The 22,377-nt window shown below is 69.7% G+C and carries 20 protein-coding genes; 3 read left to right on the top strand and 17 right to left on the bottom strand.

All coding sequences use genetic code 11. The features are described 5' to 3' along the window. Positions 1–22: 22 nt before the first annotated feature. From A2790_RS05515 to A2790_RS05445, 15 genes are all read right to left on the bottom strand, one after another. Complete coding sequence (locus A2790_RS05515; RefSeq protein WP_293346407.1) at positions 23–286, bottom strand: hypothetical protein; 264 nt, start codon at positions 284–286, stop codon at positions 23–25. Further along, the gene (locus tag A2790_RS05510; protein WP_293388534.1) at positions 283–879 is read right to left on the bottom strand and encodes a lytic transglycosylase domain-containing protein; all 597 of its coding nucleotides are present in this window, start codon (positions 877–879) and stop codon (positions 283–285) included. Before A2790_RS05510 ends, A2790_RS05515 begins: the two co-directional genes overlap by 4 nt. Next, positions 873–1,391 (bottom strand): S26 family signal peptidase, encoded by a 519-nt coding sequence (locus tag A2790_RS05505; RefSeq protein WP_293388531.1) that lies wholly within the window; start codon positions 1,389–1,391, stop codon positions 873–875. Before A2790_RS05505 ends, A2790_RS05510 begins: the two co-directional genes overlap by 7 nt. Next, on the bottom strand, positions 1,388–2,530 hold the full coding sequence (locus A2790_RS05500; protein WP_293388530.1) for a TrbI/VirB10 family protein: 1,143 nt from the start codon (positions 2,528–2,530) through the stop codon (positions 1,388–1,390). The genes A2790_RS05505 and A2790_RS05500 overlap by 4 nt, the downstream gene beginning before the upstream one ends. Beyond that, positions 2,527–3,615, bottom strand: a complete 1,089-nt coding sequence (locus A2790_RS05495) for a TrbG/VirB9 family P-type conjugative transfer protein (RefSeq protein ID WP_293388528.1) — start codon at positions 3,613–3,615, stop codon at positions 2,527–2,529. The genes A2790_RS05500 and A2790_RS05495 overlap by 4 nt, the downstream gene beginning before the upstream one ends. Then, entirely contained in the window at positions 3,594–4,277 is a 684-nt protein-coding gene (gene trbF, locus A2790_RS05490; RefSeq protein WP_293388526.1) for a conjugal transfer protein TrbF, read from the bottom strand. The genes A2790_RS05495 and trbF overlap by 22 nt, the downstream gene beginning before the upstream one ends. Before the next feature lies 1 nt (position 4,278). After that, positions 4,279–5,685: a type IV secretion system protein gene (locus tag A2790_RS05485; RefSeq protein ID WP_293388524.1), complete on the bottom strand. Its 1,407-nt coding sequence runs from the start codon at positions 5,683–5,685 to the stop codon at positions 4,279–4,281. 9 nt (positions 5,686–5,694) lie between these two features. After that, positions 5,695–6,465, bottom strand: a complete 771-nt coding sequence (trbJ, locus tag A2790_RS05480) for a P-type conjugative transfer protein TrbJ (RefSeq protein WP_293388522.1) — start codon at positions 6,463–6,465, stop codon at positions 5,695–5,697. Then, the gene (trbE, locus tag A2790_RS05475) at positions 6,413–8,839 is read right to left on the bottom strand and encodes a conjugal transfer protein TrbE (protein WP_293388520.1); all 2,427 of its coding nucleotides are present in this window, start codon (positions 8,837–8,839) and stop codon (positions 6,413–6,415) included. Before trbE ends, trbJ begins: the two co-directional genes overlap by 53 nt. A gap of 7 nt (positions 8,840–8,846) precedes the next feature. Next, the gene (locus A2790_RS05470; protein WP_293388517.1) at positions 8,847–9,122 is read right to left on the bottom strand and encodes a VirB3 family type IV secretion system protein; all 276 of its coding nucleotides are present in this window, start codon (positions 9,120–9,122) and stop codon (positions 8,847–8,849) included. Beyond that, positions 9,122–9,442, bottom strand: a complete 321-nt coding sequence (locus tag A2790_RS05465) for a TrbC/VirB2 family protein (RefSeq protein ID WP_293388514.1) — start codon at positions 9,440–9,442, stop codon at positions 9,122–9,124. The genes A2790_RS05470 and A2790_RS05465 overlap by 1 nt, the downstream gene beginning before the upstream one ends. A 262-nt stretch (positions 9,443–9,704) precedes the next feature. Next, positions 9,705–10,661: a P-type conjugative transfer ATPase TrbB gene (gene trbB, locus A2790_RS05460; RefSeq protein ID WP_293388511.1), complete on the bottom strand. Its 957-nt coding sequence runs from the start codon at positions 10,659–10,661 to the stop codon at positions 9,705–9,707. After that, a complete protein-coding gene (locus A2790_RS05455; RefSeq protein ID WP_293388508.1) occupies positions 10,658–11,119 on the bottom strand; it encodes a hypothetical protein in 462 nt (153 codons plus the stop codon). The genes trbB and A2790_RS05455 overlap by 4 nt, the downstream gene beginning before the upstream one ends. Beyond that, positions 11,112–12,992 carry a type IV secretory system conjugative DNA transfer family protein gene (locus A2790_RS05450; protein WP_293388505.1) on the bottom strand — a complete coding sequence of 627 codons (1,881 nt, stop codon included), beginning with the start codon at positions 12,990–12,992 and terminating at the stop codon, positions 11,112–11,114. The genes A2790_RS05455 and A2790_RS05450 overlap by 8 nt, the downstream gene beginning before the upstream one ends. 146 nt (positions 12,993–13,138) lie before the next feature. After that, a complete protein-coding gene (locus tag A2790_RS05445) occupies positions 13,139–13,699 on the bottom strand; it encodes a helix-turn-helix transcriptional regulator (protein ID WP_293388502.1) in 561 nt (186 codons plus the stop codon). Between the two features lie 211 nt (positions 13,700–13,910). On the opposite strand from A2790_RS05445, the gene A2790_RS05440 reads away from it, so the two are divergent. The 3 genes from A2790_RS05440 (at position 13,911) to A2790_RS05430 (ending at position 17,269) form a co-directional block, all read left to right on the top strand. Next, positions 13,911–14,558: a GntR family transcriptional regulator gene (locus A2790_RS05440; protein WP_293388499.1), complete on the top strand. Its 648-nt coding sequence runs from the start codon at positions 13,911–13,913 to the stop codon at positions 14,556–14,558. Positions 14,559–14,801: 243 nt separating this feature from the next. Next, a complete protein-coding gene (locus A2790_RS05435; protein ID WP_293388496.1) occupies positions 14,802–15,449 on the top strand; it encodes a lasso peptide biosynthesis B2 protein in 648 nt (215 codons plus the stop codon). A gap of 2 nt (positions 15,450–15,451) precedes the next feature. Further along, complete coding sequence (locus tag A2790_RS05430) at positions 15,452–17,269, top strand: asparagine synthase C-terminal domain-containing protein (protein ID WP_293388493.1); 1,818 nt, start codon at positions 15,452–15,454, stop codon at positions 17,267–17,269. Here A2790_RS05430 and A2790_RS05425 read toward each other — a convergent pair. Beyond that, positions 17,190–19,697: a prolyl oligopeptidase family serine peptidase gene (locus A2790_RS05425; RefSeq protein ID WP_293388490.1), complete on the bottom strand. Its 2,508-nt coding sequence runs from the start codon at positions 19,695–19,697 to the stop codon at positions 17,190–17,192. The two genes, A2790_RS05430 and A2790_RS05425, sit on opposite strands and share 80 nt — an antisense overlap. 9 nt (positions 19,698–19,706) lie before the next feature. After that, positions 19,707–22,358 carry a TonB-dependent receptor gene (locus A2790_RS05420; protein WP_293388487.1) on the bottom strand — a complete coding sequence of 884 codons (2,652 nt, stop codon included), beginning with the start codon at positions 22,356–22,358 and terminating at the stop codon, positions 19,707–19,709. Positions 22,359–22,377 lie beyond the last annotated feature (19 nt).

Genomic DNA, 22,377 nt, shown 5'->3' with positions numbered 1-22,377 from the left:
GCCCTTCCCACGACGCCCATCATCACCGCGTCTCCCTTCGCGACCGCCGAAGCCGGGTCTGCTGCGACAGCGCCCAGGCCCGCAGCTCCCCCCGCGGGTACCAGGGCTTGCCTCTTATGTGTCGGCAGGGCGGGCCGTCGCCGCCGACCGACCAGAGTCGGGCCAGCGTGGGGACCTTCATCTGGATATGGAAACGGCGCAGGTACTCCGAGGCCTGGGCCCGCGTCAGCAGGTCGGCGTCGTCCTCGTGCGCCGGTGCGACGGTCAGCTCGGGCCCCGCGATCATGGCGACACCGCCGCACGGCATTCGCTGGCGCGCCGGACGCCGCGCCCGGCGCTGAGCGCGAGGTAGCACTCGACCACCGCCTGGACGTAGGCCCGCGTCTCGGGGATCGACGGCACGCGGCCGAGCGCGGCGACCCGCGCCGGCCCGGCGTTGTAGGCGGCGAGCGCCAAGCGCAGGTCGCCGAACCGCAACAGCTGGCGGGCAAGATAATCCGCGCCGCCCGAGAGGTTGGCCTGCGGATCGAAGCGGTCGCTCACCCCGAGGTCGGCCGCGGTGGCGGGCATCAGCTGCGTGAGTCCCGCAGCGCCGGCCCGAGAAACCGCGTCGGCCCGGTAGGCGCTCTCGACAGTCACCAGCGCATGCAGCAGCTTCGGATCGAGGCCGTGCCGTTCGGCGGCGGCCGCGACCGGCTGTCCGAACGGCTGGTTGAGCGGCGCGAGGCGGGCCTCGTCCGCGCGGGCCTCGGAGGCGGACAGCGAGTCGGCGCGGACCTCCACGAACAGCGGCCCGCCGGCGCCCCGCCAGTCGGGTTGGGCAGCCACGGGTCCGGCGACGAGCGCCAGGCCCAGCGCGATCCAGCAGGGGCTTACCATCGCAAGACCTCCCTATAGGCGGCTTCGATCCGATCGCGGCGCACCGGCCCGAAGTAGCGGCCGTCGAAGCTCTCGGGACTGTCGCCGAGCAAGAAGACCTCGTCGGCCGCCAGCCGACGGCAGCCCCGCCAGGCGGGCAACGGGACGCCCCGGCCATCCCGCGCCAGGATCCTCACCGCTTCGCGCGGGGTGCGCAGGACGTCGCCCTCGGCACACACGCGCTCGCCGGCGACCGCCGCGACCCGCTTCAGCAACCGCATCTCGGCCGGCACACGGAGGCTCGCGAGGTAGGGCCGCGCGGCGGGCGGTTGGGCGATCGTCACGCGGCGCCCCGGACGCGGCTGCGGATCGGCGCTGCGCAGATAGACTCCGCGGGGCGCGCTCCGGGTCTCGTTGATGAGAAGGAGGGGCGCCGGGGCCACTTGGGTTGCGAGGCGCGACGCGCCGGCGGGGGCTGCGACAGCGACGAGGCCCAGGATGGCGTGACGCAGGGCTTTGGAGGCGCGCATCATGAGCGATAGGGCTCCAGGATGAGGTCGCGGGTGATGAGCACCTGGACGCGCGCGCCGGGGCGCAGCCGGATGGACGGCCTGACGTCCAGTTCGCGGTCGATCAGCTTGCCGCCGACCTGGGCGGCTTCGATCGAGGCGGCGTCGCCGGCGTCGCCCAGCAGGCCGCCGGAGTCGTCGTCGCGATCGCGCGCGACCTGGCCCAGCGTCGTGATGGCGCCCGCGAAGAGGGTGGCGACCGCCAGCGGCAGGAGGCGACGGTCGACCCGGCCCTCGGCGCCGATGATGCCCTGCGCATCGACGCCCGGCTCTTTGGTGAGGATCAGGCTGCGGCCGTTCGGCAAGACCAGGCGGTCCCAGGCGAGGTAGGCGCGCTTGTCGCCGTGGCCGCTTTCGCCCTCGTGCCGGCCGATCAGGCGTGACCCCTGGGGGATGAGCAGGTGACGGCCACTGACCGTGTCGTAGATGTTGCCGGTCACGGTGGCGACGACGGGTCCCGCGCGGGCGGTATCGACGCCGGTGAGCAGGAGCGCGGGGAGGACCGCACCCGCCTTGATCTCGAACGGGCTCAAGGGCGCGAGCAGCGCATGCGTGTTGTAGACGGCCGTGTAGTCGCGGGCGCCCGGGTCTTCACTCCGCCCGGGCCGCACCGGGCCCGTCCCGGAGGTCGCAAAGAACAGGCCCGACTGCCGGGCTTCGGATGTCGGACTGCGGACGCGTCCCCGCGACGCCGCCCGCGTCGCCGCCGAGGCGACCGCGGGCTCCGTGCGGGCAGCGCCCTTGCCATCCACGGCCTTGGCGTCGGGGCCCGAGGCGTCCGCGCCGCCGCCCAGCCTGCGCGGCGCCGGAAGCTGTCCGTATGTGGCTGGTTGGTCGGTGATCACGTCGCTCGCGCGCACCGCGCCGCGGACCTCACTCTGGCGTTCGAGGTTTTGCGCCCGGGCGGCGGCGCGCAGCTCGGGCTGGACCACGAAGGCCCAGGCCAGCGAACCGGCGAGCAGGCCCACCGCGCCCATCACGGCCACGGTCACCACGCTGCGGCGCAGGCGCACGACCGGCGGCCGGGGCGCACGGGCGTCGAGCGGCGGCATCACCGTCTTCGGCGGCGCGCGCTCCGGTTCGGAATGGGGCAGCGCGCTCACGACCGACCGCCTTCACGGGTGATCCGCACCGTCTGACGAGGCTTGTCGCCCACCCGCAGCTCGGCCTGGTCGACGACGCGGTCGACGACCCAGACCCCGTCCTGCTGTCGGTAGTTGACGAGCTGGGCGTCGCCGCCGGGGCCTATGACGAACAGGGCCGGCGCCTCGCTCGCCCCGAGGGCGGGCGGGAAGGTCAGGAAGGTGCGCACCCCGTCGGTCATCACCGCCGTGGGCGTCCAGGCCGGCCGCGACCCGCGCGGCAGGATGCGGTAACGGGCGTCGAGGGGACCGACGGGGGCGACCAGCCCGGGCGGCTCGGCCGCAGCCGGGTCGCCGATCGCGCCGGGCGACTGCGACGCGACCGCCGCGACATCCCAGCTGACGGCCGCATTGAAGGCCTCGGGACCGCCGCTGCGCAGCTGGATCAGGTAGACCCGCTGGCTCGTGGCCAGAACCAGGTTGGTCTCCAGCCCGCGCTCCAGCGGCTTGATCATCACGTGGGCACGCTGAGCTTGCCCCTGGCCGGACGTGGTCTCCCCGATCTGCCAGCGCACGGTGTCGCCGGCCGCTTTGGAGACGATGACCTCGCCGGGGGCCAGCGTCAGGGTGGTGACCCGCAAGGGCGCAGTCCAAACCTCGTAGACCTGGCCCGGGTCGTAGCTGAACACCTGCACCCCGCCCACGAAGCCCTCGGAGCGCGAGGTCTCGCGCGCCGCGACATTGGCGGCGGCGATGGCCGCGCGCCCCGTCACGGCCGGCGGTGCGGGCGAAAGCCGCGCGGCGACCCCAGCCACGACCTCCGGCGGCGAGCGGTCGGCGGACGCGGGCGCGACCCGCATCGGGACGGTCGACGGGTTGCGGCGCGCACGCCCGGGCGGATTGGGGATCGGCGCCATGGTCGCAAACGCTCGGGGCGGCGTCGGCGCGACCGCCGCGGCGTGCGTCGACGGCGCCGCGGCCGCCGTCGGTCGCGCGGGCTTCACCGTCAGCCCGGTGAAGTCGCGCAGGCTGGCGCAGGCCGACAGCGCCAGCGCGGCCGACGCCGCGACCACCATGCGCCAACTCACGAAGCGTCTGGAGTCCATGACACGTCCTCGATGCGGATTCCGAGCGGGTTCTTCATCAGCTCCGCCTCGGTCCTGGGCGGCTGCAGCTTGATGGCGATGAGGGCGCGCCAGCGCGCCTGGCCGGCCTGCTGACCGTTCACGTAGCGGGTCTCGCGCCACTGCAGGTCGAAGGTGCGTTCCGTCCGCCGGACCACGTTGAGGATCTCGACGCCCACGGCCTCGCGACCGGCTTCGGCGAACGGGTCGTGGGCCTGAGCCCAGGCATTGAGGAATGAAGCGGCCCGCGGGGTGACCAGGTCGTAGGCGGAGAGCCAGTTCTGGCGGATGACGATCGGGTCCGTGGGCTTGGCGCGGACGTCGCGGATCCACTCGGCAAGGGCATGCCCGATCTGGGCTTCCGTCGGCTCGTAGCGCCCGTTGATCGCGGTGATGCGTTGGGTCTCACCCCAGTCGGACACCTCGACGACGAAGGGCTTCACGACCGCCTGCTGGCTCTGCATCCACCAGCCCGCGCCCAGGAAGCTCGCGAGCGCGAAGTTGGCGAAGGCGATGCGCCGCCAGTTGCGGGCATGGGCGAGGGACAGACCCATCCGCTCGTCCCAGACCTGGCCGGCGCGCTGATAGGGGGTGGCGTCCGGCGTCGCGCTCAGAGCGCGCTTCGGGCGGAAGAACGGGTGCATCTCAGGGCTCCTCAGACTTCAGCTGCGGGGAGATCGTGCCGCTCGTCTCGCCGGCCGGCAGCAGTCCGCGGCCGGCGTTCGCGAGGAAGAAGGTCTGCAGCGCCGCGCTGCGCCGCTGACGCTGGCTCGCCGGCGCGTCCGCCGCCCCGGCTGCGCGGTGGAAGTCGCGGCGCGCGGCTTCCGCCTCGCCGGCGATCCGCTGCGGATCGCGTCCGGCCGCCGGGCTCGCCTCGGGCCCGGCGGGGCGCTGACCTTCCGACCCGGTGGTCGCCTCGGGCTGGGCGGCCGCTCCGGCCGGCGGCCCCGGCCAGGCTGTCCCCGCTTCGGCCGTGCCGGGCGCACGCGCCGCCGCCGCTCCGCCCGCCGGGCCGGATCCTCGCGGCGGATTGTCATTGGAGGGCGAGGGCGCAGGCGGCGAAGCCGGGGGCGGGGCCGCGGGTGGCGGCCGCGGGGGCGAGGCGGCTCGGCCGGTCCCCGCGCCGGCCGCCGCGCGGGAGGACCCCGCGATGCGCGCCGCGGCCGCGCCGAGCCCCACAGGCGCAGCGACCGCCAGCGCGCCCCCGGCCGCCACCGCGATGCCGCTGCTGATCGCGGCGCCGGCGCCCAGGGCCGGACCGCCGGTCACGAGCGCCGAGGCGAGGTTTGGGATGAAGATCGCCAACATGGCCAGCAGCAGGGACGCGGCCAGGATCGCCAGGGCTTCGTAGAGGTCGGGATTTCCGGAGGGCTGCAGCTGATCGAACACCGACCGGGCCCCGGAGACCACGATGGCCAGCGCCAGGGTCTTCAGGCCCGAGGAGACCACGAACCCCAACGGCCGCTCGGCCAGGAACGACGACTTCGACCAGATCCCGAACGGAAGCAGCACGAAGCCGCCCAGGGTCACGATCTTGAACTCGAGCAGGGTGACGATGATCTGCAGGGCCAGGATCGCGAAGGCCAGCATGATCCCGATCATGGCGAGGCCCAGGATCAGGGCGTCGGTGAGGGCGCCGACCACGTCGAGGGAGTTCTCCCCGAACGCTGGGGTGTCGCCCAGCGCCTTCACGATCTCCCAGCCCTGCTGAAGGATGGCGCCCGGGTTGAGGAAATCGGCCCGGGACAGGCCGCCGCCGCCGGCGGTAAGGCCGAGGTCGACGAACCCCGACTGGATCATCAGGCTCAGCTGCTCCCAGTCGTTGATGAGATAGGCGAAGGCGCCGATCAGCAGGACCTTGCCGAAGCCACTCGCCAGCACCTCGCGGTTCGAGGACAGCGCCCACTGGATGCCCGTCAGCGCGACCACCAGGGCGATCATCACCCCGAACACGCCGTTGACCGGGCCTTGCAGCGCCGCGAACCCGGCCGAGACCGTGTTCGAAAACACCGTCATCAGGTCGTTGGGGGTCTGCATGCTGACGTCGGCCATGGCGGGAACTCAGCGGCGCGGGGTGTAAGGGTCGAAATCGGGGTTCGGGATGGTCGTGGGCTCCCGGCCCCAGAACCGCCGGCGCGCCTCGGCCCCCGCTGTGCGCTCGGCCGAGCGGCGGGCGGCCTCCTCGGCCATCAGGCGGGACTGGGCCATCAGGATGGTGCGCATCGAGCCCAGATCCTCCGCGAGCACGGCCAGAACCTGGGTGGAGGATTGGATCGCCGCGGTCTGGCCGCTGGCGTTTTGGCTCGCCGAGACTGCCCCCGTCAGACGGCCGCCGCGGCCCTGGGCCAGCCGCTCAAGCTCGGCCGCGGCGCGGGCGAGGTCTTGGGCGGTGTCGCGGGCCTTGGCGTTCCGCTTCTGGGTCTGTTCCAGCGCCTGGCGTGGATCGAGGCCCTTCATCGTCTGCGGATAGAGCTGCTCGAAGTCGCGTTGCAGCCCTTCCACGTCGGCGGCGACGCCCTTCACCGTGCGCGCCAGTTCGCCGATATCGCGTAACGTCTCGCTGGTCTGCGTGAGGTGGCTGTACGGGGATGACGCCAGTTCGCGAGCCTGGTTCGCGAGCGCGCGGGCCTCGTTGGCGAGGCTTTCCAGCTGGCGGGCGGCCTGAAGGGCGTTCTCGAGGTGGTTCTTCGGATCGAAGACCACCTGCTGCGCCTGCGCCGGTTTCGGGTCCGAGCACGCCGTGGTGGCGAGCAGCACGGCGGCCAGGGCGAGATGTGCCTTATTCCGCCGCGAGCGCGGGCTCGGCGAGGCAGTCGAAGAGCGGGTCCACATGTTGGACTCCCTTTGCGGTGAGGAAGGCGCGGGCGAAGGCTTCCGGTCCGGCGCGCGCGAGCACGGCGTCGATCAGCCGGTGGTCCTCGGGGCTCGAGGCGCCGCAGAGCGCCAGGCCGATCCCCGTCAGCTTGAGGTCGAAGAGCCGGCGGCCCTGGGGCTGGCGCCAGTAGTAGGCGCGCTTGGGGGTCGCAAACGCGATGAGCTCCAGTTGCCGCCGGTTCAGGCCGAACGCGCGGTAGAGCTCCGCCGAGGCCGGTTCGAGCGCCCGCGGATTTGGCAGGAACACCTGGGTGGGACAGGACTCCACCAGGCTGGCGGCGATCGAGGACGCGGCCACGTCGTCGAGGCTCTGGGTGGCGAAGACGACCGCCACCCGCTTCTTGCGCAGGGTCTTCAACCATTCGCGGATCTTGGCGGCGAAGGCCGTCTCGCCCAGGAACAGCCACGCCTCGTCCAGCACCAGCAGGGTCGGCCGGCCGTCGAAGTCGCGCTCCAGGTGGTGGAAGAGCGCCGACAGCACCGGACCCATCGCCGAGGGCGTGGCCATCAGCCGTTCGAGCTCGAAGGTGTCGAACCGGGTGGGGGCGAAGGCGTCGTCGGCGCCGTCCAGCAGGGCGCCATGCGGGCCTTTCAAGGTGATCGGCTCCAGGGCCGCGGCGACGGCGCGGTCCTGCACAAGAGCGCAGAAGACGGTCAGCGTGCGCTGCGCCGGCGGCGCGTCCGCCATCGCCTTCAGCGCCGCCCAGATCTCCTCGCGGATGCGCGGCGTGGGCGCCACGCCCGCGCTCCGCATGGTTTCGCCCAGCCATTCGGCCGCCCAGGCGCGCTCCGTCTCGTCATCGACCCGGCCCAGCGGCTGCAAGGCGAAGGGCTGCCCCGGCTCCAGCGCGCGCCAGGCGCCGCCGGCCGCCAGGGTCGCCGCGCGCGCACTGCGCCCCTTGTCAAGGAAGACCACGCGGCCCTCGGGGTATCGGAACCACTGCAGGGCCAGGAACGAGAGCAGCGCGCTCTTGCCCGACCCGGTCGGGCCGACGACCATGGCGTGGCCGACGTCGCCCACATGCAGGACCATCCGGAAGGGCGTCGAGCCCGTCGTCCGCGCGACGCTGAGCGGCGGCCCGCCCAGGCAGGGATCGCAGGCCGGGCCCGCCCAGGCCGCGGAGACTGGGAGCAGGTCCGCGAGGTTGAGGGTGGAGACGAGCGGCCGTCGGACATCCGCATAGGGTTCGCCCGGGATAGATCCCAGCCAGGCGTCGACGGCGTTCAGGTCCTCGATCCGGGCGACCAGGCCCTGGGCGTTGAGCGCCGCCGTCACGGCGCGGGCCTTCTCCGCCGCGACGGCCGGATCGTCGTCGGAGATGACGACCGTCAGGGTGAGGTAGCCGAACGCGCAGGCGTCCGCACCGAGCGCCGCCAGGGCTCCGTCGCACTCGTCGGTCTTGCCGGCCGCGTCGGTGTCGAGGAGGGGCACCTCCTCCTTGGTGATCGCCTCGCGCAGCAGGACGCCGACGCCCTTGCGCTTGGCGAACCAGCGCTTGCGCAGCTTGACGATCTCACGCTCCGCGTCGGCCTTGTCGAGGGCGATCCAGCGGACGGTCCAGCGGTATTCGAACGGCAGGACCGACAGGGCGTCCAACAGACCAGGACGCGTCGCCGCCGGAAGCGAGCGGACCGACACCACCTTGAGCCAGCGGTCGCCCAACCGGGGCGCGACCCCACCCGTCAGCGGCATGTCGGCCAGGGCGGCGTCCAGGAAGACGGGCAGGTGCGCGGGGTCCACGGGATGGCTCGCATCCGAGACGCAGGCATGCAGCCACGTGACGAGCTCGGCGTCCGCCAGGGGGCGGGCTTCGAGGAGAGCATCGGCCAGCAGGTCGAGGACGGTGTCGACCTCGCGCCGGAACGTCTCGAGCGCCGTGCGCCAATCCCGCCCGGAGCGCGACAGGCCGTCGAACATCACCCGCTCAAGGCGGCGCGTCTCGTCAGCCGGCGGCAGCCAGGTCAAGGCGAGGCGGAAGTCGGTCTCGAACGCGGGGTCGGCGCCTTCGAACAACGCCTGCCGCTCCGCATCCACGACCCACGCCGCGGCCACGTCCGGTTCGGCCGAACGATAGGGATCGGCCGGTCGCCGACGCGCCTCCACGTGCAGGCACCAGCCGGTGCCCAACCGGCGCAGCACGTTGTTCAGCCGGGCGCGCACCGCCATCAGCTCCTCTTCGGTCGATGACTCCAGGTCGGGCCCGCGGAAGGCGATGGCGGTGAGGAACGAGCCGTCCTTGTTCAGGACCACGCCCGGCGCGACCAGCACCGCCCAGGGCAGGTGGTCGGAGAGCGTGGCGGGGCGGCGGCGATGCTCGTCGAGGAAGCGCATCGGGGCCTCACGCGTCCAGATGGCCGGGCCGCGCCAGGTGCCGGCGCAGGACCTCGAAGAAGCGCTTGTCGGCGCGCGCCACGAAGAGTCCCAGGGCATGGGCCGCGGTCCACCAGAGGAGGCCCAGCCACCAGATGCGAAGCGCCAGACCCAGCACCAGGGCGATGGTGCCCATCAGGATGGCGTAGTCCCGGGGCATGCCGGCCAGCAGCACGGGCTCGGAGAGCCCCTGGGTCAGCGGCAGGTCCCAGCCTTCGCGGTGGGGATCGTGGTCGACCTGCATCAGCCCACCTCCAGCCCGCCGGCGAACCCGAAGAAGTCCAGGAAGAAGGTCGAGGCCGCAAAGGCGATGGAGAGCCCGAACAGGATGCCGACGCCCCGGCGCATGCCCGAGCCGCTCTCGCTCATGGCGATGCCGGCGCCGAAGATCGCCACGGCGATCACCGCGGCGACCTGCACCACGGGGCCGGTGATCGATTCCATCACCTGTTGCAGCGGCCCCTCCCAGGGCATCCCGGAGCCGCCCGCCAAGGCCGGCCCGGCGATCGCCAGGCCGCAAATCATCGTCGCGGCGAAGAGGCCGCGCGGAAGAGGTGTCCGCATGGTCGGGTTCCTTGAAGGGGCGCGATCCCAGCGCCGCCGACTCAAGGCAAGCAAATGCACTCACAGGTTGTCAACAGCATTCGGACACGATTTTGCAGATAGTTTTGCGCAACTTGCCGACGACTTGCAGGCAACTTTCCCACGACATTTCGACGACGTGCGGACATTCACTTTATATCGACGCGTGACGACTTGCCGACGACTTGTGTCGCTTTGCGGCGAAGGCGCAGGCGTGAATTGGATGTTGTCGAGGCGGGGGCGCTCAGGCCCGTCGGACCAGGCGGTACTCGCCGTCCTGTCCGAGGCCGTCCAGGGCGAGCAAGCCCTCGACGCGGCGACCGTCGCGGGTCCGCCGGATATGGACGATCAGATCGATGGCCTGGGCGATCGCCCGGCGGGGCGGCTGCAGCACGACCTCCAGGAGCAGGTCTTCCAGGCGCGCCATGGCCTCGGCCGCGGAGTTGGCATGAAGGGTGGACAGGCCCCCCGGGTGCCCCGTGTTCCAGGCCTTCAGGGTCTCAAGCGCCGCCGCGCCATCGCGCATCTCGCCCACGACAATGCGGTCCGGCCGCATCCGCAGCGCGTCGCGCACCAAGTCGCCGACGCCGATGCGCTTCGGATCGCGCCGCGTCAGCACGGACACCAGGTCCCATGCCGAGCACTGGAGCTCCGGCGTGTCCTCGAGCAGGAAGACGCGATCGTCGGCGAAGGCAGGCTCCGCCAGCAGGGCGTTGGCGAGCGTCGTCTTGCCGGACCCGGTCCCGCCGGAGATCAGGATGTTCTGGCGCGCGCGCGCGGCTTCGCGCAGGGCCGTGGCCTGATCGGCGCACATCACCCCGCCGGCGACATAGTCGTCCAGCGTCCAGATCACGGCGGAGCGCTTGCGGATCGAGAAGGCCGGCTGGGGCGAGACAGGAGGTAGGAAGCCCTGGAACCGCTCGCCGGTCGGCAGCACGCCGGACAGGCGCGGATCCTCGCGGGTGACGGGCTCACCTACATGCTCGGCCACAAGCCGGATGACCCGTTCCCGGGCCTGGGCGGAGAGCCGCTCGCCGGTGTCGCGCCGGCCTTCTCCAATGGTGTCGGTGACCAGCCGCCCGTCGGGATTCGCCAGGACCTCGACGACGCGGGGCTCCTGCAACGCGGCCAGAATAGCGCCGCCGAGGGCATGATGCAGCGCCTCGAGCTTGCGGGCGCTGGCGACCTCCTCGGCCGTCACGTGGCAGCCGCCCGGAACGAGCGGTCCTCCGGCGTCGCGTGGCCGTTCACTTCGTGGGTTGGGCCAGGGCCCCCCGTGGCGATGCGCGCCGCCGCCGCATCGAGCAACCTCTCGATGCGGGAGTCCGCGGCCGCCTGAAGCAGCGCGTCCTCATCGGCCGGCGTGTCCGGAAGGCGAAGCAGGATGAGACGGGCGAGTTCGACCACCAGCTCCTGCAGGATGGCCATGTCGCGCGCCGTGCTGCGCATGTGGTCGCGCAGGCTGCGCTCCAGGTCGAGCAACCGGTCCTCGGGATCGGCGGTCGGTCGCTTCAGAAGGCCGCGCTCGATCGCGCGCTCCGCGGCCCGGCTGAGCGGGATCTTCGCAGCCCGCGCCTCTCGGCGCAGGGCCGTCTCAATCCTCGGGTTCTCGAAATAGACCTGCACGCGCACGGTCGGGTGGTCTTCTCGCCTAGACATCGCTCCGTCCCTGCAGGTGATCGAGCACGGCCTCCTGGGCCGCAAGGTCGCCGGCCATCCGCTCATAGATCTGCGCCGCGCGTTGGGCGGCCCGTTTGTCGTCCATGGCGCCGACCATCTCCTTGAACAGCGGCAGGTTCGCAGTGGGGTCCACGCCCAGGGCCCGGCGGCCGGCCCAGGGATGTGAGGGGGCGCCAGGCGAGTCCAGGACGTCGGGGGCCGGCGGTGGCGTCGCCGCGCGCGCCCGGAACGGCCGGCGGGTGTCGTAGTGGACCTTGCGCGTACGCAACGGTCGCTGGCCGGCGATGAACACCAGTTGCTCTTCGTCCGGCAACGATCGGATCTCGCCGGGCTCCAGCAGCGGGCGCTCGACCTCCGACCGGGAGACGGAACTGCGCCCGGCCCCGAAGCCCGCCGGACGGCTGCGACTGGTGCGGACCTCGCCGATCGAGCCGGTCAGCCTCGAGACCTTGTCCTGGGTCAGCGGATCCAGCGCACTGAAGGCTGTGTAGACGTGACAGTTGTCGATAATGGTGTTGTTGATTCCGTAAGTCTCCACGATGTCGTTGAGACTCTGCGCCACGAACATCGTCTTGATTCCGTAGCCGCTCATCAGGCGCAGGCTCTTCTCGAAGAACTCGACCCGCCCCAGCAGCGGAAACTCGTCCATCGCCAGCAGCAGCTTGTGCCGCTTTGGGCGGCCGGCGGCGTCGGCCTTCTCGTCGGCTGTCAGGCTTTGCGCCGCCGCGTAGAACATCAGCCGCACCAGCGGCCGCAGGGCGGACGCGTCGGCCGGCGCCACCTGCACGTAGAGGCTCACGGGCGCCTCGGCGCACATCAGGTCGCCGATCGAGAAGTCCGACGCGGAGAGCACGCGCTCAACGTCCTCGCCGGCGAGCCATTTCAGGTAGGATCGGGCCGTGCCCTGCACCGAGGTCCGGAACCTGTCGTGCATCGCCGCATAGCCTTTGACCGCCGTGGACACGAAGGGATGGGTCTCCGGCTCGCCGTCCGATCCCAGACGATGCAGCGTCTTCAGCATCACCTCGGCCGCCCCGTCGAGGTCGGCCAGGAGTTCGCGCACCTTCAGCAGGGACTTGTCGCCATCCTCGGCGGAGTAGAGGACATGCACGATCACGGCCTCCAGGATCTCCGAGGCCGACTTGTCCCAGATGGCCTCGTCGTCGCGCACGCCGCCGGGGTCGGACAGGATGGCGACCAGACGTTGCACCTGGGCGAGCTCACCCGGACCCGGCTGGATTTCGGCGAGCGGGTTCCAGCGCGCCGACTGCGGCGACCTCGGATCGAACCGGAGCGCATGGGAGAAACCCGATCGCCAACCGGCCGTGACGCGCCACAACTCCCCCTTCGGGTCGTGGACGAGCGCACTCTCCGTCCAGGCCAGTAGGCTGGGAACCACATGGCCGCGGCCCTTGCCGGAGCGCGTCCCGCCCGTGACCAGCGTCGGGCGCAGGTCCGCGGTTATCAACAGGCGGCCGCTGAGCTCGCCGACCACGCAGCCGCTTCGGGCCAACAGCCCGGCGTGTCGGGCCTCGCGCAGACTGCCCCAGCCGCGGGTGCGCTGCCGACGGGAACTGGCTTCGCCGAGCAGGGTCGCCCAGCCCAGGCCGCCTGCGAAGCCCAGGAGAATGAGGGAGGTCGCGCCCGCGAAGACCCTGCGGCCCTGCGCCTCAAATCGTGCGCGCCAGACGAGGATCGACCAGGGCGGATAGAGCATGGTCTCGGTCCCCGCGCGGAGTCCCGGGCCCAGGGGCGGCGCATACTGGAAAGACCAGGCGACGAACTGGGTGGCGGCCTGCAAGCCGAGCACAAGCCCGGCGGCAGCTCCCAAGATGCGCCCAACGCCACTCATCGAAGACTCGAACAGTTACGTGACAGTCTCACCCTAGTGCTACAGACCGGAGATCTCAGATTGCAAGCGGTGCAATTGCAATTTTATTGCGCTCCGCCAGATGTTGGCGGTCAGTACGCCAAAATGTGGCGGATCGTCCGCCATTTTTACTTGCCGTCGTCAGCAGTCGGCCCGCGGTTTCCAAGCCAAGTCGCGGAGGACTCACGCGCCTGCCCAAGATTCGCAGCCATGGCCGCGAAGGCTGGCGTCAGGGCTTCAATGATGTCGGAGGCCTGCAGGGTCGCGAGGTTCGCGCCCTCCATGCGGAAGAGCTGGCGGGCATGAGCGACCAGCAGCATGCACAGCTTGTTGTCGATGCAAGCGAGGGCGAAGTCGGGCGTCCCCAGCTTGACGCTGGCTTGGATCGCGTAGGGATCGCTGTCCGTCGCGGTCGCAAAGGTGAAGATCCGCTCGAGCTTCAAAAGGCCTTCGCCGGCCTCGAAGTGCTCGTAGGTCCGCTTCTTCATCCCCATGCCGTTCGCCACCTGTTGCACCGTCAAGCGGCGATGATTCCGAACCGCCCTCAGGACGCTGGACAGCACCTCATCGCGATCGCGCGGCTTCTTCTCGGTCGACGGCGGCATGAGCTCAGCATGACAACAACCTAGGTTTGGATGACATCCACCTGACACCCATGGGTCGTCAATCCACCACGATGCGTCGTGCACAGGGGATGATCGTCGTCGCCATGAAATCCGAGCCCGCGACACGCTCTCCAGCCTATTGCCACACGAAATCATGGAATAGGCGTGGCGCTGTACCGCCAAATTGTTGCGGGCAATCCGCCAGTATTTGGCGGACCTCAAATGAACTTCTTCAGAGACCTCGACACATCAGGAAATTGTGCGCCACTCTACCGTCGGATGTTTGGAGTTCCCTATGCCGCGTAAGCGTGAGGATTCGTTCAGGCTCGCCCTTGAGGCCCTTCGGCGTGAGGTGCGGGCTGGCGTGCACCCGATGGGCGCGCGACTGACCGCGAACGAGATCGCCTCGCGATTATCCCTCAGCGCGACCCCGGTCCGCGAAGCCCTGTGGCATCTGGCTGGCGAGGGACTGATTCAGGAGCATCGCGGCCAAGGCTTCTTCATACCTCGTCTCTCTGAGCGGGACGTCGGGCTTCTCTTCCTCCTGCAACTCGAGTTGTTGCAGTTGGCCGCGCGCACCAATGCGGTGACGACGACGGGCATCGAGTTGGACAAAGTCCTGGCCGCCTCACATCCCGGGGGCGAGCGCTTTGACCGTCTGATGGCGAGCGAGCGGCTCCTTCGGGCCGTGGCGCTTGCCGCCAGCCCACCTTTGGCCCGCCATCTGCTCCGGCTTCAAGATCAGCTTGCCCCGTTCCGCGTCGCAGAGGCAGTGGCGTTGGGCGACACATCGGGCGAGCTTGAGCGCCTTGCTACAAGTGTCGCAGAAGGCAACACCGAAGCAACAAGCGATACCTTGCGGGAGTACTTCACGCGGCGCGTGGACGCTGCCCCCACCTTGGTCCGCCTTCGCGAAACCGGAGTGAATATAGAGTCGATATAATTTGAATATATTACAGTACGAGCGCGAACTGCTTCGGTCGCAAGCGCGACGAACACTGAAGCAGGAGGACACCATGTCCAAGCATCTGTCGACACCCATCAGCCGTCTCGTCTGCTTCGGCAGCGCGAAGGCCGTCACGCTCGCCGGCGACATCGGCGAGCCCGAGCCGGATGTGGGCCAGCTGTTCGAGTAGCGGGCCGGGCCCGTCAGCGCGTGGCTGGCGGGCCTCCCGTTCGCACCACGATGTTTCATACAATCCTTTGTCCGGCCGTTCATGCCGTCGCGGTTGACGCAGACGTCGTCTTCCTCAGCGTAGAGGAGGACACATACCTCTGCCTGCCGGACGGCGCGTCGCAACTCACCTTTGGCCCCGACGGCTCCGTCACCGTCTTCGACGACCAACTCGCCGCCGCGCTTGTTGGCCGCGGGCTTGTCAGCGAAGGCGAGGGTTCAGTCGCGCGGCATTCGCCTCCGCCGCTGCCCCTCCGGAGCGCGCTGCGAGACACCTATCCGCCGCCCGCCATTACAGATCTTGCCCCCACATCGAGAGCGCTCGCAGACGTTCTGCGCTACTACGTTGGGAAGAGCTTCGCCTCGCTGCTGGAAGCGGCTCAGAGGACGGGGGAGTGGCGACAGCCTTTCACGCTCGATCTGCAAGAGGCCGTTGATCGATATCATCGCTGGGCCCCCTACGCGCCGCTCCCTGGAAAATGTCTGCTGCGATCCTTCGTTCTTCGGCGTGAACTTCGCCGGGCGGGACTGGATGCGGCATGGGTGTTCGGCGTTCGGACCTGGCCGTTCCACGCGCACTGCTGGCTTCAGGCGGATGACGTGGTCCTGGATGACCATCACGAGCGGGTGCGGAGCTACACGCCGCTCATGGTCATCTGATCGTGCGCCGTGCCTACGTCATCCTCGCGCATCCGCCGAACAGCGAGCTCGCCGCTCGCCGGTCCGCCTTGTTGGCCGCCGAACTCGATGCATCCGCGTGCTGGCGCCGTGCGGGTGACGGCGCGGGCTTCCAGGTCTGGACCGATGTGAACACGTCCTTGCCGGTCCGCAGCCTGGCTGGGGAGGCAGGCCTGGTCATCGGCGACCTCTACAACATGCCCGATCCCGACCCGCAGAGCTCGCCTCTGTTCAACCCAGCGTGCGCAAGGGGCAATGCGGTGACTGCCCGGCGCTTGCTCCGAGGCCACTGGGGCCAGTATGTCGCCGTGCTCAACGACGGGCGGCAGACCGCCCTGCTTCGTGATCCGAGCGGTATGCTCGACGCCTTGACGTGGTCGTTGGGCGACGACGTCTCGGTCGCGGCCTCCGACCCCTGGCGCCTGCCGGCGGTCCTGCGGCCTCGCAGGCCCTATCTCAACTGGAGCCGCATCGCCGCATTCCTGACAGTGCCAACGGTCACGACCACACCGCCCCTCTTCGACGACATGGTGTCCGTGGGCCCGGGCGAGCTCCAGCCCTTGACGTCAGGAGGCGGCGCCGCCGAGCCCTTATGGACTCCCCTTCGCTTCGCGGACGACTTGCTCTCCGCCAAGGACGCCGAAGCAGCTTCAGCTCACCTGTTGGAACGCGTGGACCGGTGTGTCGCCTCGCTCCTCGCCGATCATGCCGGAGCCCTTGTGGAGCTATCTGGCGGGCTCGACTCCTCCTCCCTCGCAGCCGCTATCGGTGCAGTCGGCCTGAACGACCGCGTCAGGTCGTGGCTCAACTTGGTGGACATAAGACGCGAGGGTGACGAAGCCATCTACGCGCAGGCCGTCGCCGACCGACTAGGGGTGACCCTGACGCGGGTCGAGCGAGCGCCCGGACAGATCACCGTTGAAGACTTGGCTGAACTCGCGACCGAGCCGTGGCCGGCGATTGCGGGTGTGGACGCTGCGCGAGATCGTGATGAAGTTGCACGGCTCTCCGCAACCGGCGCCACGGCGATCGTGTCGGGCCAAGGCGGCGACGCCGTCTTCTTCCAAATGGGTGCGCCCGTTGTCCTGGCCGACGCCTTGGCCGCCCAGGGATTGGGTGCGCTCGCGGGCCCCGTTCTCCCCGACATTGCTCGCCGGACGCACCAATCGGTTTGGGGCTTGCTGCGCCAGGTTGAACAGGCGTGGCGAGGGCGTTTGCCGGAGCGAAAGGTCGTGAACGCTCTGGTCGCTCCCGAGGTCCGGCGGTGGGCAGGTGGCGCTGAGCACGCGTGGACCGCGGAGGCGCTGGCCTCGACGCTTCCGCTCGGCAAGCGGCTGCAGGTCCGAGCCATCGCGGCGTCGCACTTCAACCACCAGTACAGTCGACGTCGACGGGTCGCCGATCTACTGTATCCACTGCTGGCCCAGCCCGTGGTGGAGTTGGCTCTGCGCATCCCGACATACGTCCTCGCGGGCGGCGCCTACGACCGCCCCTTCCAACGCGCTGTCTTTGCCGACCGCTTGCCGGCGGTCGTGGCCCGCCGACGGTCAAAAGGGAGCGCAAGCGTCTACTTCGCAAGATTGATGGCGAACAGCCTAGCCGACCTGCGCCCGTATCTGCTGGATGGCTGTCTCTGCAGTGCAGGCCTGCTCGACCGAGATCGCCTCGACGCTGCGATGACGGCCGAGCACCTGATCTGGAAGGAAACCGCCAACGATCTCATCACCTCGCTCGCAACGGAATCGTGGGTACGATACTGGCAGACGCGGGCGCCGGACTCGCTCGCGGCGGGTCGCCGTTAACGAGGCGCGCGTCGAAGAAGGCAAAGATCCGAGCATACATGTCGCGGACGTCTCCGGGACTGGCCAAGCCGTGCAGCGCCCCCCAGTACGTCACCAGCATGGCGTCCTTACTTTGTCGAAAGAGAGCGGAGTACATGGCCGCTGAGCCGTCGTGAGGGATCGGGTCCAGAGCTCCGTGGATCAGCAACAGCGGCGTCTCGATCCGGTCGGCGACCAGGAGGGGGCTGTTGCGGGCGTACCGGTCGGGCTCCCGCCAAGGGGGAGCCTGGAGGCGGGGCTGCGTCGATTCAACAAGGCCGGTCATCCGGTTGCCAACATAGCCCGATGCGGGATCCAGGTACGCGAAAGGGCTCTGGCTTGCCCAGTAGCTGACGAAGTCGCTGACACCGCTGATCGAGACAGCCGCCTTAAACCGGTGGGTCTGGGTGATCGTGGTCATGACGCTGTAGCCGCCAAAGCTGAATCCGATGAGGCCCAGGCGATCGGCGTCGAAGCGACCACGCGCGGCAGGATTCGCGGCGGCCGCATCGATCACGGAAAGGATCCGGCCGGCCAAGCCACGCGCCGGATCGGTCATGCCTCCAGGCGGGTTCGGTAGGCTCGGGATCAACACGGCGTATCCGTGTGACGTCAGGACCCTCAGATTGATCATGAAGCCCTGGTCGGCGGGCCGGTCCACGACGGCATGCGGGTAGTTCGCGCCAAGATACGGCCGCACGAGCAGCGGCGGCGGTCGGGCGCCCACCGCTTTGGGCAGGTAGAGCCAGCTCGTCAGCTGTTCTCCGCTCAGGCTGCGGTGGGGGATCGCGATCACCTCGGGCGCCTCAGTATCCCCCTGCTCGGCATTGAGTTCGGCGACGAGTTTTGGGGCTGACCCGGCTTCGCTGAGCACGAGACGCTCTACCCCCGCGGGACTGACGTCCCGCCAGAGCAAGGCGCGTCCATCACTCGAGACGGCCGCCAGTGGAGGTTCGCCCTCCGGCGTCCGGAGAACTTGAAGTCCCCGACGCGACAGCAAGGCGAGGCGCGGTGTCCCGCCCTCCGTCACATGCAGCCATAGGCGCTGGAAGGGCCCCCTCCCTTGGCGGCTCCGGGCAAGGTTGGCATCCACAGCAAGCGCTCCGCGCGAGGCTGTGGCCAACCGACGGCGGCCGCCTCCGTTGCGATCGACCGCCCAAAGCCCTCCGTCCGCCGCCACACGGAAGGTGTCCGCGTCCCCAATGCGAAACATCTTATCCGGCGGCGGGAGCGACCGGGTCAGATTGATCGGGCCAGCGGAGGACAATCGGAACCAGTCACTCCTCACGAGGAGGGCGCCATCGTCGGCCCTGCCGAACAGCACTGGATCTCGCCCGATCCAGTCGACCCAGATGCGGACCGGGTTCAGATCGAGATCCGGACGCACACCCTTGCCGATCTCGCGCAGCTCAGACGTCTGAAGATCGAGTACGCCGAGGCGCCCGTCGGTCCAAAGCTGGCCCGGCCGCCGCCTGAAGACCAGCAGCCGCGCACTGTCGGGGGCCCAGCTCAGAAGTTGCGGAAGAAAATCACAGGCGGTGCAGACTGAGCGCCGCGTACCCGAACGCAGGTTCAGTATGTCCAGGTGATGCTGTTCCGTCTCGGAGCCGGCCTCTCCTCGCACAGGCTGTTCGCCGCGAACCTGGAGATCCGCACCTTTGGAAAGCAGGGCCACATGGGTTCTGTCAGGAGAAATCTCGAAATCGACATAGGGACCTTCGGCAAGAAGCGCGGTCGCCCCGTTCCGCGCATCTATGCGTAGGAGCTGCATGGCCGGAGGGCGGGATCGCACGTCAGCGTAGACGCCGCTCCCCAGCACCACATGGGCCGACCGTCCCGCGGCCGCCGTCGCCCACAGGCGCGGCAAGGTCTCGGCGGCCACCCAGCCGCGGCGCGCCCCTTCCGGTGCTTGGCCATCGCTTCGAGCCAACACCAGCAGGGTCTGCTCGGAAAGCCAGGCCACGGTGCGGCCGTAGTCCGGTTGCAGTGGGGTCACGTCCAGGAACTGAACGGATCCTCGCTTGAGGTCGGCGACCCCCATTTGGAACCGTTGGTCCGCCAGGCGGAACACCGCCAGACGTCCGCCGGACGGCGAAAATGGTCCCGCAACGAGGCCCGTCTCCGGAGACAAGAGGCGCGGCGCCAGGGGTTCGTCACCCTTTAGATCGACGACACTGAGACGGCTAAGCGCACGACCATTCCATTCGCCTTGGTCGAACCGTTTCCCCTGGATGTAGGGCCGGCGGCTTTCGTAGACGAGCCATCGGCCGCTCGGGTCGATATCCGCCACCCCGAATGTCGCCTGAGAGAGGAGATCCTCCACCTCGAACGCTCGGGCGTGCGCTGCGGATGTGGGTCCCATGATGAAGGCTGCAGCCACGACGGCCGCCACAAGTCGATAGATCTGCATGGCGGGCCGTCACCAGGTCCGCGTCAGCTGCAGCGAGACGAAACGCCCGATGACATCGGCGTTGGCGCCGTCGTACCCCACGCCGACGGGGTTGTTGTAAAAGGGCGGAGCGCGGTCGAACACGTTCCGCAGGTTCAGGAGAATCGCCACGTCCTTCAGCGGGCCGCCCGTGGCGGGGGCCAACCGCGCCTGCATGTCGAAGGTGGGCTGGGGTCCAATGCGCGCGCCGAGCGTGTCGCGGTAGTGGCCAATGTAGTTGAAGGCCCCGCCTAAGGTGAGGCGGTCCTTGGTCCAATCGGCGGTGAACCGGCCCCGGAATCGTACGGGAAAGTTGATCACGCCAGCGCGCTCGAACGATGCCGAGGTCGGCGTCACCTGCTGCTCGTAGTCAAGCACGTAGGCCAGTGAGCCGCCGAGCACGACCTGAGCATCGCCCACATCGAACGCATAGGACCCGCTCGCATCTAGCCCGCGGACGCGCAGCGCAGCCGTATTGACGTAACGGTTGTCGACGATGGCGCCGTAGCTTTCCGGCGGGAAGACGCCCCCGCCGGTGTTGAGAAAACCGCTCTCCAAGTAGCTCAGAAGCAGGGCCCGGTCGGCCGCGTTCGTGGCCGGCGAGATGCGCGTCACGAACGGCGCTAGCGTTGGATCGGTCAGCGCGTTGGCGAGGTTGTTCTGCACCGGACGGTCGACGCGGTTCTTGAACTGCACGTCGTAGGCCGAGACGCTCAGGGTGAGTCCAGGCCAGCGCTCCGGCCGCCAGTCGAAGCCCAGAGCCCAGGTGTCGGCGGTCTCCGGCTTGAGGTCCTCGTTCCCCCCGCCGAGGGATAGTCCGCGGAGCTGGCCGCCGCCCAGGGCGAAGTTGGCCGGCGAGTAGAGCTTCGCATCGAAGATCTCGCGCAACGCCGGCGCGCGGAACGAGCGACCGTAGGACAGGCGCAGGTTCAGGCCGCCGACTGGCGCCCAGACCACGCCCACCTTCGGGTTGGCGGTGGTCCCGAAGGACTCGTAGTGCTCGACCCGCCCGGCCAGCACCAGGTCCAGCCGCTCAAGGCCCCGGCGGGCCTGCTCGCCGCCGAAGATCGGCACCCGCGCCTCGGCGAAGGCGGCGGTGACGGTGCGGCTCTGGTCCGTCGGCGTCTGCGGCACGGGCGTGAGCGTCGAGAACCAGTTGGCGCCTTCTCGCCGCAGGCGTTCCTTGCGAGCCTGGACGCCGAGCGCCAGCTTCAGCGCCCCAGCGGGCAGGGACCACAGCGTCCCGTCCGCCTGCGCGCCCATCGAGCGGACATCGGACCGCGCGCGGTTGAAGGTGTAGCCTGACGCGATGAACCCGATGACGCCTGGCCTGTTGCTCCCGGCGATGCCGGTAAAGGGGTTGAAGAAGCCGTCGCGAGCGGCGTTGAAGGCCGTCTCAGGCCGGTCCGTCACCGCGCCAAGGGCCTCGCTCAGGAAGGCGGAATTGAGCGTGCCGCCGTTGCGCACTTCGGCGGTCTCCTGGGCATAGGCGCCGAAGGCCTCCGCCCGCCAATCCCCGCGGAGCTTGAGCTCGGCGTTGAGCGTGGCGCCCAAGGCCTCGGTCACGCCATAAGCGACCGGGTTCGGGGCCTCCTCCGCGAACGAATAGGCGATGCTGTGCGATGTGGCCCCGGTCGGCGAGACGAAGAACGGGTTGGCCGACGTCACCGTGAGCGTGCTGATGAGCGGCGCCGAATGCGACTTGTAACGCCGAGCGCTGTAGCGCGCGTCGGCGCTGACCTGCAGGCGGTCGCCCAACGCTTGTTCTGCGGACAGATAGACGGCGTTGAGCGTCTGCTTCGGCAGGACGGTCACGCCCTGGCGCTGGTTCGTGCGGTTGACGACCCCCGGCAGGAAGCTCCCGGGCCGCAGCCCAACGCCGTTCTGACCGGCAGGGATCGCGAACGTCGGCACGAGGACGCGGGTGACGGGGTCTGGCAGCAGGATGTTGCCGGGGTAGGCGTTGTTCTGCCGCTGGTCCGATCCGCCGAGGGGCCGCAGGTCCGCGTCTGCGGCGAAGCGGCGCTCGCCGCCGTTCAGCGCCTCGCGCTGAGAGAGTTCGTAGGACAGCAGGAAGCCGCCCCCCTCCCACGTCCGTCCGAAGGTTTGGGCGAGCCGGCCTTGAGCCGGCTCGCCCGCGGTCCCGATGCCGGCCAGCAGTCGGGTTTCGCCGCCGTCCTCGGGCCGCTTCATGATGATGTTGACGACCCCGCCCACGGCGTCAGCGCCATAGATTGCCGAGGCGCCGTCCAGGAGCACTTCCACCCGGGCCACGGCGGCGGACGGGATCGTCGAGATGTCGACGAAGTCGCCGAACGCACCCGAGCCCGAAACCCGCTTGCCGTTGATCAGCACCAGTGTGGCGTTGTTGCCAAGGCCGCGCAGGTTCAGAGCGGTGCCGTAGGTGCCGTTGCGCGCCAGCCGATCGGAGCCGGAGGTGTTGGCGCCCTCGGACGCCCCGCCGCCGAAGTTCTCCGGGAGCCAGCGCAGCGCATCTGTGAGCGTTGTTTGGCCGGTCCGCTCCAGTGCCTGCTGGTCGAGGATCCGCACCGCCGCCGCCGGAGACACCCCCCGAAGGTTCGAGCCGGTGACCCGAACCTCGTCGACCAGCACGGCTTCCGCTGCCGAGTTGGCTTGGGCCACGGAAGGCGCCGCTGTCGCA

Origin of the sequence: Phenylobacterium sp. RIFCSPHIGHO2_01_FULL_69_31 (assembly GCF_001824475.1) — a bacterium.
Lineage (GTDB): Bacteria > Pseudomonadota > Alphaproteobacteria > Caulobacterales > Caulobacteraceae > Phenylobacterium.
Note: the sequence above shows the minus strand (reverse complement) of the source record. Positions and strands in the feature narration are given on the sequence as shown.

Excerpts from the sequence above, each read along its gene's own strand:
- trbJ (WP_293388522.1), bottom strand. The coding sequence starts at position 6,465 with ATGTGGACCCGCTCTTCGACTGCCTCGCCGAGCCCGCGCTCGCGGCGG.
- A2790_RS05435 (WP_293388496.1), top strand. The coding sequence starts at position 14,802 with ATGTTTCATACAATCCTTTGTCCGGCCGTTCATGCCGTCGCGGTTGAC.
- A2790_RS05440 (WP_293388499.1), top strand. The coding sequence starts at position 13,911 with ATGCCGCGTAAGCGTGAGGATTCGTTCAGGCTCGCCCTTGAGGCCCTT.
- A2790_RS05510 (WP_293388534.1), bottom strand. The coding sequence starts at position 879 with ATGGTAAGCCCCTGCTGGATCGCGCTGGGCCTGGCGCTCGTCGCCGGA.
- A2790_RS05425 (WP_293388490.1), bottom strand. The coding sequence starts at position 19,697 with ATGCAGATCTATCGACTTGTGGCGGCCGTCGTGGCTGCAGCCTTCATC.
- A2790_RS05450 (WP_293388505.1), bottom strand. The coding sequence starts at position 12,992 with ATGAGTGGCGTTGGGCGCATCTTGGGAGCTGCCGCCGGGCTTGTGCTC.
- trbE (WP_293388520.1), bottom strand. The coding sequence starts at position 8,839 with ATGCGCTTCCTCGACGAGCATCGCCGCCGCCCCGCCACGCTCTCCGAC.
- A2790_RS05505 (WP_293388531.1), bottom strand. The coding sequence starts at position 1,391 with ATGATGCGCGCCTCCAAAGCCCTGCGTCACGCCATCCTGGGCCTCGTC.
- A2790_RS05485 (WP_293388524.1), bottom strand. The coding sequence starts at position 5,685 with ATGGCCGACGTCAGCATGCAGACCCCCAACGACCTGATGACGGTGTTT.
- A2790_RS05515 (WP_293346407.1), bottom strand. The coding sequence starts at position 286 with ATGATCGCGGGGCCCGAGCTGACCGTCGCACCGGCGCACGAGGACGAC.
- A2790_RS05495 (WP_293388528.1), bottom strand. The coding sequence starts at position 3,615 with ATGGACTCCAGACGCTTCGTGAGTTGGCGCATGGTGGTCGCGGCGTCG.
- A2790_RS05465 (WP_293388514.1), bottom strand. The coding sequence starts at position 9,442 with ATGCGGACACCTCTTCCGCGCGGCCTCTTCGCCGCGACGATGATTTGC.
- trbF (WP_293388526.1), bottom strand. The coding sequence starts at position 4,277 with ATGCACCCGTTCTTCCGCCCGAAGCGCGCTCTGAGCGCGACGCCGGAC.
- A2790_RS05470 (WP_293388517.1), bottom strand. The coding sequence starts at position 9,122 with ATGCAGGTCGACCACGATCCCCACCGCGAAGGCTGGGACCTGCCGCTG.
- A2790_RS05455 (WP_293388508.1), bottom strand. The coding sequence starts at position 11,119 with ATGTCTAGGCGAGAAGACCACCCGACCGTGCGCGTGCAGGTCTATTTC.